The organism is Erythrobacter sp. EC-HK427, assembly GCF_902498745.1.
GTDB lineage: Bacteria > Pseudomonadota > Alphaproteobacteria > Sphingomonadales > Sphingomonadaceae > Alteraurantiacibacter.
On record NZ_LR701479.1, the window covers coordinates 1,376,934 to 1,389,240 of the forward strand.

A 12,307-nucleotide genomic window follows, 5' to 3' on the forward strand; every position below is an offset into this window, starting at 1 on the left:
CGCCGCGATATCGGTCCCGCGCCAATCCAACGCATGACGGCTGAACGCGCGTTTAACGACATCTGTAATCGTTATCCGCCGCTGGCGCAAAGCGGGCTACTGCCCGCCGCGGAATTGGCGGAGATAATCATTGTCCGGGCTCAGAATCACCGCGCTTTCGCCCACATCCTCGCCTTCGCGGCCGGGGCCAAAAGTCCGGCGATAGCTCTCCATCGCGCGATAGAAATCGTAGAATCCGGGATCCTGATTATACGCTGCGGCATAGATTTGCGCGGCTTCGGCTTCGGCTTCGGCGCGGATGATCTGCGCATCGCGGCGGCCACCGGCGCGGATGGTTTCAGCTTCTTCCTGCCGGTCTGATTCCATCCGTCGGAAGGCGGCGTTCAGCGGTGCGCCTTCGGGAAGATCGGCGCGCTTGATCCGCACGTCGATAATCTGAGCGCCATAGCTGCGCGCTTCGGCGTCGAGCGCATCGCGGATGTTTTCCATCGCATTGCCGCGCTCGGGCGTCAGCAGGCTGGCGAAAGTGCGGCGGCCCAGTTCCTGCCGCAAGGCGGAAGACAGGATCGGTTCCAGCTGGCCGGTGAGGTTCTCCTCGGTCCGCGCACGCTCGACAAACAGCACAGGATTAAAAATGCGATACCGCGCATAGGCGTTCACTTCCAGCCGCTGCTGGTCGTTCGACAGCACGGTTTCGCCTTCCATATCGAGGCTGAGGATGCGGCGATCAACCATTTGCACGCTTTCCAGAAACGGAATGCGCCAGCTGATGCCTGCGCCGGTATCACCAAATTCCTGCGTCGGATCGAAGCGGTTGATGACCCGGTTCGGCTCACCTGCGCGGATCACCACGCCCTGCTCGGTTTCGGGCACCACCACCAGCGTGCTGAGCAGCGCAACGATCAAGGCGATCACCGCAATGAGCGAACCTTTGTGGTTCTGGAGAAGCGAGTCCAACTTACTGTCCTTCCTGCGGGGTCGGTGTGACGGTCAGCGTATTGCCTTCGCGCGCACGGCGATTGACTTCGGGCAGTGGCAGATAGGGTGTGACACCTTCAGCCTCGACGATCACCTTGTCGGTGCCGCGCAGCACGGTTTCCATGGTTTCGTAATAGAGGCGTCGCCGCGTCACTTCGGGGGCGAGCACATATTGTTCGTAAATCTCGTTGAACTGCGCCGCGTCACCCTGCGCCTGGGCGAGCAATTGCTGTTCGTAGCGGCGCGCTTCGTTCAAGGCCTGTTCGCGGTTCTGCCGCGCCGCCAGCACGTCGTTAAATGCCTCGATCACCTCTTCGGGCGCTTCGGTGCGGTTGATTTCGACACCGTCAATCGCGATCCCCGCGCCATAGGCATCAAGGATTTGCTGCATCCGTGTGCGCACGTGCAACTGCACCGATGCGCGGCCTTCACCCGACAGAACATTGTCCAGCGTGGTTTCGGCAACAGCGGCGCGCATCGCCGCTTCCGCCACTTCCCGCAGCGTGTTTTCGGGATTTTCCAGCTCGAACCGGTATTGCACCAGATCGCTCACCCGCCAGCGCACCAGATAGGACAGATCGACCAAATTCTGGTCACCGGTCAGGATCAGATTGTCCCCGCCCTGATCGCCGATGGGAAGTTCGCGGATCTGGTCGGTGTTTTCGATATCGACCGTCATAATCGGCCACGGCGCGGTGAAGTTGATACCGTCGTTCAAATCACCCGCATAGGCTCCGCCGAACCATGTCTTGATGCCCTTTTCGGAAGGCTGGACGATATGGACGGAGCTGAAAATCGCCCACACGCCGACAATCCCGACGATAATGACCGGCAGCCAGCTTTTGCCGCCGGGACGTTCGGGCAGGCGGAAATTGGGGCCGCGCGGGCCACCGCCGCCGCCGCGACGCGGGCCTTCGGGACCGCGGTTCTTGAAGATGTCCTCTATGTTCGCTGAGCGGCGCGGCCCATCACCGCCACCGGGCAGCCACGGATTGCGCGGGCCATTGTCGGAGCCGCCGCCAGAGCCGCCAGACGAGCCATCGCCTCCGTCCCCGCCATCATTGCCGCCTCCGCTGCCAGAGGGCTTGCCCCAGGGGTTGCGCTTGCCGGCCATAGCCAGACCGATCTTTTCGAATAATCCGCCGAAACGTTCCATATGTCTCTCTATAAGAACCCGCCGCGCAAAAAACAGGGGTTTGATCGCGCAAAATTGCTGACCGCGCGTAGCAGAGCCGCTAGCAGGCGTGACTATGAGCTCCGATACCGCAATCAGGTCAGGCCTTCCGCCCGAACTTTCGGGCCTTGTCCGCAGCGTATCCTTCAAGGACGGGACAGCCACCATCATCGCCGATGCCACCGGGCTCGGCAAAGCCGCCGCCGCGCAATTGCAGCGCGAGCTGGAGGAAGCGGCAGGCGCGGTGGACGGCGTGGCACAGGTGCGCGTCGCCATGATGGCGGACAAGGTGGAGCGGCAGATCATCGCCGTCGGCTCGGGCAAGGGCGGCGTGGGCAAATCGACGCTCACCGCCAATCTCGCCGTGGCGCTGGCGGCGACAGGCAGGAAGGTCGGCGTGGTCGATGCTGACATCTACGGCCCCTCGCAGGCGAAACTCCTCGGCGGCGAAGGGGTGAAACTGCGCGCGACCGAGAAAATGCTGATCCCGCATGACAGCGCATTCGGTGTGCGCATGGTGTCGATGGGGCAGCTCATTGAACCGGGCAAGGCAATTGCGTGGCGCGGCCCTATGGTCGGCGGCGCGTTATCGCAGCTGATGGAAGCCGATTGGGGCGATACCGAGCTGCTGCTGGTCGATTTGCCGCCGGGCACGGGCGACGTGCAATTGACGATGCTGCAAAAATTCCGACCCGCAGGAGCGGTCATCGTGTCCACTCCGCAGGATCTGGCGCTGATCGATGCCACCCGCGCGATCGACCTGTTCAACCAGGCCAATGTTCCGATCCTTGGCATTGTCGAGAATATGGCGGGGTATCTCTGCCCGCATTGCGGCGAGGCGAGCCATCCTTTCGGGCAAGGCGGGGCGGAGAATGCGGCGAAGGATATGGGCGTGCCCTTCCTAGGCCGGATTCCGCTGGCGCTGACCATCCGCGAGCAATCCGATGCGGGCACGCCGCCTGCATTTGCGGACGAAAAAGCGGGCGAACCCTTCCGCATATTGGCTGCACAATTGGTGCAACAGCTGGAGCGCACGCGGTGAAGCTGTCGCGCCGTGGCCTGTTGACGGGCGCAGCGGTGGGCGGCGGACTGCTGGTCGCATGGTCACTGGTGCCGCGCAGCTTCGATCACCCGCTCGAACCCGGGCCGGGAGAGGCAGCGTTTGACGCTTGGCTCAAAATCGCCAGCGACGGGGTGGTGACCGTTGCCGTCCCGCAACTGGAAATGGGGCAGGGGGTGACCACCATCCTGCCACAGATCGTTGCGATGGAATTGGGCGCGGACTGGCGGCAGATCGCGGTCGAGCCCGCGCCCACCAGCGGGGCCTACGCCAATCTGCCGCTCGCTGCCGCTTGGGCGCCCCTGTGGAAGCCGTGGGTGCCAAGCCTTGCCGACGATGCGGACGACCGGCTGCTCAAACGCTGGGCGCAGGACAACCGCTTCACCGTCACCGCCGCCTGATTGCCGCTCGCCGCTTACGAGGAGGCGTGCCGCAATGCCGGAGCCTCCGCGCGGGCGATGCTGGCGATGGCGGCTGCCGATCTGTGGGATGTCGCATGGGAACAATGCCGCGCCGAGGCAGGCTTCATCTATCACGAGGACAAGCGCGCCAGCTTTGCCGAACTGGCGCTGGAAGCCGCGCGGCAATCCCCGCCCGACCCGCCGCCCTTGCGCTCTGCACCGCCTGCTGAAACCGCGCCGGTGATCGAGGCCGAGGATGGCGAGCGTGCACTCGCCTTTCCCCGGCTCGACCTGCCGAGTAAGGTGGATGGCAGCCATATCTTTGCAGGCGATGTGCGCTTGCCCGACATGGTGTTCGCCGCGATCCGCCACGGGCCGTTCCGCAAAGCCGAACTCGGTGAATTCAACGAGAACCGCGCCGCCGGCCAGCAAGGCCTTATCAGCCTGGTGCGCGGCAAACGCTGGCTGGCGGCGGTGGCGGAAAACTGGTGGGCCGCCGAAGAGGCCTTGCGCAAGATCGCGCCCAACTTCCGCATCGAAGGCGCGGTCGACAGCTTTTCCATGGCCGAGGCGCTCGACAACGGCGTGCGCAACGGCCCGGCGTTCAATGTCGACCAGCGCGGCGTGGGCGATGACGGCTACGCCCCCGATTTCGCGCTCCGCTATGACGTAGCGCCCGCGCTTCACGCCACGATTGAGACAACCACCGCCACCGCGCGCTTTGCCGACGGTCTGCTCGAATTGTGGATGCCCACGCAAACTCCCGAGGCCGCGCGCGCGGCGGCGGCGAAGGCGCTCGGCATTTCGCTGGCCGATACCGTGCTGTATCCGGTGTCGGCAGGCGGCAGTTTCGACCGGCGGCTGGATAACCAGGCGGCCATCGAAGTCGCGCTGATCGCGCGCGAGGCGGGGCGACCGGTGCAGCTCACCTGGTCGCGCTGGCAGGAGCACGCAGCCTCCTATCCCCGCGCGCCAGTGGCCGCGTTTATCGGTGCCGAATTGCGCGAGGAAGGCTCGATCAGCCAGCTGCGCGCGCGCATCGCTTCGCCAGCCACGATGCGCGAGTTTGGCCACCGCCTGTTCGACAATACCGCCGACTGGGCGGCGATGGCAGGCGCAGGCGACCAGCCCGACCCTTTCATGGTCGAAGGGCTGATGCAAAGCTATGCCATCCCCGATGTGCAGATCCAGCATATCCCGGTGGAGCTTGATCTGCCCACCGCCCCCATGCGCGGCGGGGCGGCAGGCTACACCGCTTTCTTCCGCGAATGCTTTATCGACGAGGTGGCGCTGCGCCACAGCCGCGAACCGCTCAGTTACCGCATCGCCATGCTGGGGCAGGATGCGCTGCTAGCCGACGTGCTGCAACGCGCCGGTCGGCTGGGCGCATGGGACGGCGCGAGCGAAGGCAGCGGGCAGGGCCTCGCCTGCCACCGGATGGATGCATTCGGCGCAACCGGCCGCATCGCGGTGGTGGCAGAGGCGAGCGCGGGTGAAGGCGGGGTGCGCGTGCGGCGGCTTTCGGCAGCGGTCAATATCGGGCGGATCGTCAACCGCGATATCGCCTTGCAGCAGATCGAAGGCGGGCTGATCTTCGGGCTGGCGCAGGCGCTGGGCGGAGCGACCGAATATGCAGCGGGCCTGCCCACTCACCAGCGGCTCGCCGCGCTTGGCCTGCCGACGCTGGCCGATTGCCCGGAGATCCGCGTGGAGCTGGTCGAAAGCGCGGAGCCGCCCTTCGATCCCGGCGAAATCGGCGTGCCCGCGGTGGCTCCGGCGGTTGCCAATGCCTTCTTTAGTGCTACTGGCCTTCGTCTCCGCCGCCTGCCATTGCTGTCTGCCTTTACATGACCCAATCCTTCTCCGGCCTTCCGCAGCAGCTTCCTGCTGACCATCCGCCCGTTAAAACCGGCAAGGTCGGCGTGCTGCTCGTGAATCTGGGCACGCCCGACGCGCCCGAGACGGGGCCGGTTCGGCGGTATCTGGCGCAATTCCTGTCCGACAAGCGGGTGATCGAAATCCCTTCGCTGATCTGGCAGCCGATCCTGCGCGGGGTAATCCTCAACACGCGGCCGGCCAAAAGCGCGGAGGCATACAAGAAGGTCTGGTCAGATCGCGGATCGCCTCTGGCGGTGATTACGCAGGATCAGGCAGCGGATTTGCAGCGCCGGATGGGCGATGCTGTCCATGTGGAATGGGCGATGCGCTATGGCTCGCCCTCGATCCCCGACCAGCTTGATGCGATGAAGGCGGCAGGGTGCGAACGCATTCTGCTCGCGCCGATGTATCCGCAATATTCGGGCGCGACCTCGGCCACGGTGGTGGACAAGGTGAGTGACTGGCTGCGCGCGCAACGCTGGCAGCCTGCGATGCGCACGATGCCGCCCTATCACGATGATCCGGTGTATATTGCCGCGTTGGCGAAGGATATTTCGGCGCAATTGGAGGCACTTGCCTTCACGCCCGAAGTGCTGCTGCTGAGCTTCCACGGAATGCCGCTGCGCACGCTGACGCAGGGCGATCCCTATCACTGCCACTGCCAGAAGACCGCGCGGCTGCTGGCGGCTGCAATCAATCGCCCCGATATCCGTATAGCGGTCAGCTTCCAGAGCCGCTTTGGCCCGGCCAAATGGCTGGAACCGGCGACGGATGATACGATCCTGGCCGAGGCGGCCAAAGGCACCAAACGCCTCGCCATCGCCGCGCCGGGCTTCTCCGCCGATTGCTTGGAGACGCTGGAAGAACTGGCGATGGAAGGCCGCGACGAATTTCTCGAAGCGGGTGGCGAGCAGTTTGCAACGATTGAATGTCTGAATGCCCGCGAAACGAGCATGGACATGATCGAGACAATTGTGCGACGCGAATTGGCGGGGTGGGTTTGAGGCGGATTGCTTTACTAGCAGCTTTGGCTTTGTCGCACTTGCTTGGCTTGGCAGGAATGGCTGTCGGATCTGCTGTGTATGACGGGAATACTGCAAGCATTTCCGACGCTTTTGGTTACGGACTAATGTTCTCAATTCCGTTTATATTTCCGGCTTTCGCTTTCGCTTTCTTGATGAATGACAAGATTGTGCAGCGGCCAATCGTATTCTCAGCCATCGGATCAATCGTCGTTCTGACAATATCAGCCCTCTTGCTGCCAATCTTTCTGATTTCTGTCACAATCGCCGTAATTCTGGGCAGCATCGCGTTCTGTACAATTGTGGCCACTGTCAGATCGACACCAGTGCAGCTGTGATCTTTCAAAAATCGATCGCAATGCCCTTGTGCACCCAGTCGCCGTAGCGCGTCGGGCTGAGGTCTTCGTCGACTTTGCCCGGCTTGGGCGCGGGTGGGGGTTCGCTTGTCCAGTGGGCGGGCTTGGCGAATTGGGCGGGGCGTTGGGTGGCGCGTTTCATGGTTCTGGCAATGTAGTGGCCTTTTCTCGTCATTGCGAGCGTAGCGAAGCAATCCAGTCCCGTCGCTGCTGGATTGCCGCGCGCCCTGCGGTCGCTCGCAATGACGAATTGATAGAGGCGGCGCATCGTCCTAGAGCCATCCGCCATGTCACAAATCCCCGGACTCCTTCCGCGCCGCGCCGCGCTCAAAATGCTCGATGCCGTGTTGCGGCGGGGCGAGACGCTGGAGCAGGCGGGCGGGGCGGCCAATGGCTTGCCTTCGCATTCGGACCGGGCACTGGCGCGCGCGTTGGCGGGCGAAGTGCTGCGCTGGCTGGTCGATCTTGATGCGCTGATCGACAGCGCGACCCAAAAGCCGCTGCCCGATGATGCCAAGGCGCGCATGGTGCTGCGGATCATGCTCGCCGGATGGCTGCGGCTGGACACGCCGGCGCACGCGGTGATTGCCACCGCTTTGCCCCTGCTCGATGGCGGGCCGAAGCGGCTGGCACACGGCGTTTTCGCAACTCTGTCTCGCGCGGAAGCGGGGCTTCCTGCTGCGCCGACCTTGCCCGAGGCGGTGGCCGTGCGCTGGGGGGGAAATGCGCCGGCCATCGCCGCAGGTCTCGCCGCGCCGCCGCCGCTCGATCTGACTTTGCGGGGAGACGTGCCCGTCGGGCTGGAGGGCGAGAGCCTTGCCCCCGGCCATATGCGCCTGCCGCGTGGCACCGCAATCGAGAACCTGCCCGGCTTCGAGGACGGCGCGTGGTGGGTGCAGGATCTCGCCGCGTCGATCCCCGCACGGCTGCTGGGTCAGGGCGAGGGACGAAACGTGCTCGACCTCTGCGCAGCGCCCGGTGGCAAGACGCTGCAACTGGCGAGCGCGGGCTGGCAGGTCACCGCGCTCGACAACTCGCCGCGCCGGTTGGAGCGGCTGCAACAGAATCTGGAGCGCACCGGCCTGTCCGCGACCATCGAACTGGCCGATGCGATGGGGTGGCATCCCGAAGAACAATACGACGCGATCCTGTTGGACGCGCCCTGCACCGCAACGGGCACCTGCCGCCGCAATCCCGATGTGCTCCACCGCATCGGGCCACGCCAGATCGAGGCGATGGCGCTGCTGCAAAGCCAATTGCTGGAGCGCGCGGCCAACTGGCTCAAGCCCGGCGGCACACTGGTCTACGCGACCTGCTCGCTGGAGCGCGAAGAGGGCGAGGAAATTGCGGCGGGATGCCCGCTCGACCCGCTGCCGATCACCGCAGACGAGCTTCCCGCAGGCCTTGAGCCAACCGCCGAGGGCTGGCTGCGCACGCATCCCGGAATGCTGAACGAAGCGGGCGGGCTGGACGGCTTCTTCGTCGCCCGCTTCAGGGGCTGAGCGGGAGACGAAGGTTAACTCAAGCGGGCTTGAGCAGTTTCCGAAGTCTTACGATTTCACCTTGCTCGCAAAGCTCTTGCGCAGTTTCATCAGCTTGGGCGGGATCACCGCGAGGCAATAGGGATTGCGCTGGCCTTCGCCTTCCCAATATTCCTGATGGTAATCCTCCGCCGGATACCATTCGCCGCTTTCGATGGTCGTCACCGCCCCGCCGCCATGGCCCTCGTTCCAGCGGGCTATCGCGGCCTCGGCCTCGGCGCGTTGTTCGTCGGAGAGCGGGAAAATGGCGGAGCGGTACTGCGTGCCGACATCATTGCCCTGCCGGTTGAGCTGCGAGGGATCGTGCGTGCCCATGAACATGTCGTAGATGTCGGGCAGGCTCACCTGCGCGGGATCAAATGTGACCTTTACCCCCTCGGCATGGCCGGTGCTGCCGGTGCAGACCTGTTTGTAAGTCGGGTTGGACACGCTGCCGCCGATATAGCCGCTTTCCACGCTTTCCACGCCAATCACGTCTTTGAACACCGCCTCGGTGCACCAGAAGCAGCCGCCGGCCACGATAACTGTCTCGCTCATACGCTGGGTTCTCCTTTGGCGGCGAAGATGGGGACGATAGACCCGCTTGTCATCGGGCAAATGGACTGCCATTTCGCAAGGCAGATTTTGCTTGGGAGAATATCATGCGTAACACCCCCCTTCTGGCCGCCGCCGCGGCGCTGGCTTTTGCTACCCCTGCCTTGGCGCAAGACCATTCCGCGCACGGTGCGCATCATGGCGATCATCACGGCGCAGAGGCGCATCCGCTGGAGCATATCCTCGCCATGCCGCACCGCGATGGTGACCGCGCACGCGACCAGTATCGTAATCCGGCAGAAACGCTCGCCTTCTTCCGGATCGAGCCGACCATGCGCGTCGCCGAATTTGCGCCCGGTGGCGGCTGGTATACCCGCGTGCTGCTGCCGTGGCTCGCTCCGCAGGGCGCGTATTTCGCCTTCCAGGGAGGGCGTCCGCCTGCGGAAGACGGCACCACCTGGCCGCAGCGTTTCACCGCCGCGATGGCCGCTGCCGAGTGGGCAGGGGGCGCGCAGGTGACCGCGTTTGAAAGCAACGCCATTCCCGCCGATGTTGCGGGCACGCTGGACCGGGTGCTGATCTTCCGTTCGATCCACGGCCTGCTCAACGGCAACGCCGCCGATGCCGAACTGCGCGCGATCCGCACACTGCTGGCTGATGACGGCATGGTCGGCGTGGTGCAGCACCGCGCCTCCGAAGATGCCAGCTGGGATTATGCCAATGGCTCCAACGGCTATCTGCGCCAGTCGGACGTGATCCGCCTGTTCGAACTCAACGGGTTCGAGCTGGTCGATACGAGCGAAGTGAACGCCAATCCCGCCGATCCCGCCAATTGGGAAGAGGGTGTGTGGACCTTGCCGCCCACGCTGACGCTGGGCGACCAAGACCGTGCGCGCTACGAAGCCATTGGCGAGAGCGACCGCATGACGCTGCTCTTCCGCAAGCGGGCGTAACGCGCCTTGGGCACGCTTTCGGTCGCCGCGCTCCAGCTTGCCCTCGGCAACGAGGACGAGGGGGCCAATATCGCCGCCGTTTCCGCGCTGGTGGAGGCGGCGGCGCAGCAGGGCGCGCAGGTGATCCTGCCGCCCGAGCTGTTTTCCGGCCCCTATTTCTGCCGCGAGGAGAAGGACGCCTTCTTCGCGCTCGCCCGCCCGACACTGGAGCACCCCTCGGTCATCGCCATGCGCGCGCTGGCCAAGGGACTGGGCGTTGCCATCCCCACCAGCTTTTTCGAGCGCGACGGGCACCATTATTACAACACGCTCGCGATGATCGGCGCGGATGGCGAAGTGATGGGCACCTATCGCAAAAGCCACATCCCCGACGGGCCGGGCTATGAAGAGAAGTTCTATTTCCGCCCGGGCAATGACGGGTTCAAGGTGTGGGACGTGTTCGGCGCGCGCATCGGCGTCGGCATTTGCTGGGACCAGTGGTACCCCGAATGCGCGCGGGTGATGGCGCTGAAGGGCGCGCAGGTGCTGTTCTACCCCACCGCCATCGGCAGCGAGCCGAAAGATGCGGAGATGGACACCAGCCGGATGTGGCGCCGCGCGATGATCGGCCATGCGGTGAGCAATTGTATGCCCGTCGTCGCTGCCAACCGCATCGGCCATGAGGGCGGCGAAGCGGAGGGCACCCGCTTCTACGGCCACTCCTTCATCTGCGACGAATGGGGCGACTATATCGGGCAATATGGCGCGGAAGAGACCGGCGTTTTGACCGCCACACTCGATCTCGACGCCGCGCGCGAACACCGCGCCAGCTGGGGCTTCTTCCGCGACCGCCGCCCGCAGCTATACGGGCGGATTGCCGAAGATATCTAGCTCCTCTTTCGTGGAGCCTGTCAAATCCGATGCCAAGCTATCCTGACGACCATACCTATCTGATCGCGCTCGGCAGCAACCAGCGGCACGCGGTTTTCGGCGCGCCGCGCAGCGTTGTCGCGACTGCAATGGAGCTGCTCGACGGAACCGCAGGCACCGTCACCGCGCGATCACGCATCATGGACAGCGCGCCGGTTGGCCCGTCGCAGCGGCGCTTTGCCAATGCGGCGCTGTTGCTCGACACGCGGCTCGATCCGCAGAGCCTGCTCGACGTGCTGCACGAAGCGGAGGCGGCACTTGGGCGGGTGCGGCGCGGCCAGCGATGGCGCGCCCGCGTGCTCGATCTCGATATCGTATTGTGGAGCGGCGGCATGGTGGCCGCGCCGGACTTGCTCGTCCCGCATCCGCGCTTCCGCACCCGCGACTTCGTGCTCAAACCCGCCGCGCAAATCGCCCCGCACTGGCGCGATCCGCTGACGGGCCTGACGCTGCGGCAATTGGCGGCGCGGGTTTAGAAAGCGCCACTATCGGCCTGAGCAATTCTCCCCTCCCCGTGGGGAGGGGCCGGGGGTGGGGGTTCCAGGCCAAATTGACGCCGAACCCCCATCCCAACCCTTCCCCAAGGGGAAGGGCTTTTAGGGGAGTTTTATATAGACTGCCTAATCCAGCACCGAGCGCGTGCCGCTCACCACAATTGCCTGCCCGATTTCGACCGTCTGCGCTTCCAGCCCGAACTGGATCGTCACAATGCCATCGCGGCGCATTGCGCGGTCAGCGGGCGCGGTGACTTCGTAAAAGTCCCAGTCGGTGTCGATCACCACAACTTCCTCGCCAAACCCGGCATAGGGCGGCTGGTTGATCTGGAAGCGCACTTGCACGCGGCCGTTGCCGTCTTCCGCCTCGCTGGAAATGGTGCGGGCGAAAAAGCCGATGGTCAGCTGTTCCTGCGCGCGCACAGGCGCCAGCAGCGGGATGTTGAGCCCGCCATCATAGACATTGGCGCTCGGCCCGATGGACACGCGGTTAGCCGCGCCGCCACCGGGATAGCTCGCATCCTGCACCAGTTCGCGGGTGACACCGTAGGCATCCCACGAAAGGCTGGTCGGATCGTTGAGCAGCCCGCCGGTCAGCAGATCGTCGATTGGCACCAGCTCGTCAGGCAGGCCGGGCGTGTTGCGCGGCGCGACGGGCGCATCCTGCGCCAGAGCAGGCGTGCTGGCCAAAAAGGACAGAGCGGCGAGTGAAGTGAACACGGCTTTCATTGCGATCCCTTTCCCAAAGCAATCGCCCGATTTGGTAACGTTATCAGCAGGACGGTTCAAGAGGCGTGGTGCGGGGCGCAAAGCGCAATTGCATATGCCCTATCGGTCAGGTGGCAGACCCGACGCTTGACCCGCTGTGCCCACGCCTTTAGGGGAGCGCCTCCGGACGAGACCCGTCCTGCCCGTGGGGCCCTTAGCTCAGTCGGTAGAGCAACTGACTTTTAATCAGTAGGTCGCTGGTTCGAACCCAGCAGGGCTCACCACATTTCCCCCCGCAG

General features: G+C 64.5%; 14 protein-coding genes and 1 tRNA gene. 9 read left to right on the forward strand and 6 right to left on the reverse strand.

The genetic code is table 11. The annotated features are described in order from the left end of the window. Positions 1-96: 96 nt before the first annotated feature. Together hflC and hflK are read right to left on the reverse strand one after the other, a co-directional pair. Positions 97-957, reverse strand: coding sequence for a protease modulator HflC (gene hflC, locus GC121_RS06735; RefSeq protein ID WP_151973354.1), 861 nt, complete (start codon positions 955-957; stop codon positions 97-99). A 1-nt stretch (position 958) separates the two neighbouring features. Continuing rightward, complete coding sequence (hflK, locus tag GC121_RS06740) at positions 959-2,134, reverse strand: protease modulator HflK (protein ID WP_234421139.1); 1,176 nt, start codon at positions 2,132-2,134, stop codon at positions 959-961. Between the two features lie 94 nt (positions 2,135-2,228). Between hflK and GC121_RS06745 the strand changes: the two genes are divergently transcribed. Genes GC121_RS06745 through hemH form a run of 4 tightly spaced genes read left to right on the forward strand, consistent with a single transcriptional unit; the run spans position 2,229 to position 6,495 of the window. After that, positions 2,229-3,194 carry an Mrp/NBP35 family ATP-binding protein gene (locus GC121_RS06745; protein WP_151975634.1) on the forward strand — a complete coding sequence of 322 codons (966 nt, stop codon included), beginning with the start codon at positions 2,229-2,231 and terminating at the stop codon, positions 3,192-3,194. Next, on the forward strand, positions 3,191-3,613 hold the full coding sequence (locus GC121_RS15850) for a molybdopterin cofactor-binding domain-containing protein (protein WP_339390120.1): 423 nt from the start codon (positions 3,191-3,193) through the stop codon (positions 3,611-3,613). Before GC121_RS06745 ends, GC121_RS15850 begins: the two co-directional genes overlap by 4 nt. Next, complete coding sequence (locus GC121_RS06750) at positions 3,614-5,464, forward strand: molybdopterin cofactor-binding domain-containing protein (protein WP_339390121.1); 1,851 nt, start codon at positions 3,614-3,616, stop codon at positions 5,462-5,464. It abuts the gene before it with no gap. Beyond that, the gene (hemH, locus tag GC121_RS06755; protein ID WP_151973355.1) at positions 5,461-6,495 is read left to right on the forward strand and encodes a ferrochelatase; all 1,035 of its coding nucleotides are present in this window, start codon (positions 5,461-5,463) and stop codon (positions 6,493-6,495) included. Before GC121_RS06750 ends, hemH begins: the two co-directional genes overlap by 4 nt. 115 nt (positions 6,496-6,610) lie before the next feature. Here the strand turns inward: hemH and GC121_RS06760 are convergent, their stop codons facing one another. Together GC121_RS06760 and GC121_RS06765 are read right to left on the reverse strand one after the other, a co-directional pair. Then, positions 6,611-6,823: a hypothetical protein gene (locus GC121_RS06760; RefSeq protein WP_151973356.1), complete on the reverse strand. Its 213-nt coding sequence runs from the start codon at positions 6,821-6,823 to the stop codon at positions 6,611-6,613. 32 nt (positions 6,824-6,855) lie between these two features. After that, entirely contained in the window at positions 6,856-7,011 is a 156-nt protein-coding gene (locus GC121_RS06765; RefSeq protein WP_151973357.1) for a DUF1674 domain-containing protein, read from the reverse strand. Between the two features lie 145 nt (positions 7,012-7,156). Between GC121_RS06765 and GC121_RS06770 the strand changes: the two genes are divergently transcribed. Beyond that, positions 7,157-8,371 carry an RsmB/NOP family class I SAM-dependent RNA methyltransferase gene (locus GC121_RS06770; protein ID WP_151973358.1) on the forward strand — a complete coding sequence of 405 codons (1,215 nt, stop codon included), beginning with the start codon at positions 7,157-7,159 and terminating at the stop codon, positions 8,369-8,371. A 48-nt stretch (positions 8,372-8,419) separates the two neighbouring features. Here the strand turns inward: GC121_RS06770 and msrA are convergent, their stop codons facing one another. Then, positions 8,420-8,947 (reverse strand): peptide-methionine (S)-S-oxide reductase MsrA, encoded by a 528-nt coding sequence (msrA, locus tag GC121_RS06775; protein ID WP_151973359.1) that lies wholly within the window; start codon positions 8,945-8,947, stop codon positions 8,420-8,422. Between the two features lie 104 nt (positions 8,948-9,051). Between msrA and GC121_RS06780 the strand changes: the two genes are divergently transcribed. Genes GC121_RS06780 through folK form a run of 3 tightly spaced genes read left to right on the forward strand, consistent with a single transcriptional unit; the run spans position 9,052 to position 11,282 of the window. After that, entirely contained in the window at positions 9,052-9,897 is an 846-nt protein-coding gene (locus tag GC121_RS06780) for a class I SAM-dependent methyltransferase (RefSeq protein WP_151973360.1), read from the forward strand. A gap of 6 nt (positions 9,898-9,903) precedes the next feature. After that, complete coding sequence (aguB, locus tag GC121_RS06785; protein WP_151973361.1) at positions 9,904-10,767, forward strand: N-carbamoylputrescine amidase; 864 nt, start codon at positions 9,904-9,906, stop codon at positions 10,765-10,767. A 29-nt stretch (positions 10,768-10,796) separates the two neighbouring features. Next, entirely contained in the window at positions 10,797-11,282 is a 486-nt protein-coding gene (gene folK / locus GC121_RS06790; RefSeq protein ID WP_151973362.1) for a 2-amino-4-hydroxy-6-hydroxymethyldihydropteridine diphosphokinase, read from the forward strand. Between the two features lie 144 nt (positions 11,283-11,426). On the opposite strand, the gene GC121_RS06795 is transcribed toward folK, so the two are convergent. Next, a complete protein-coding gene (locus tag GC121_RS06795) occupies positions 11,427-12,029 on the reverse strand; it encodes a hypothetical protein (RefSeq protein WP_151973363.1) in 603 nt (200 codons plus the stop codon). A 187-nt stretch (positions 12,030-12,216) separates the two neighbouring features. Between GC121_RS06795 and GC121_RS06800 the strand changes: the two genes are divergently transcribed. After that, a tRNA-Lys gene (locus tag GC121_RS06800) sits at positions 12,217-12,292 on the forward strand. The last annotated feature ends 15 nt before the right edge of the window (positions 12,293-12,307 follow it).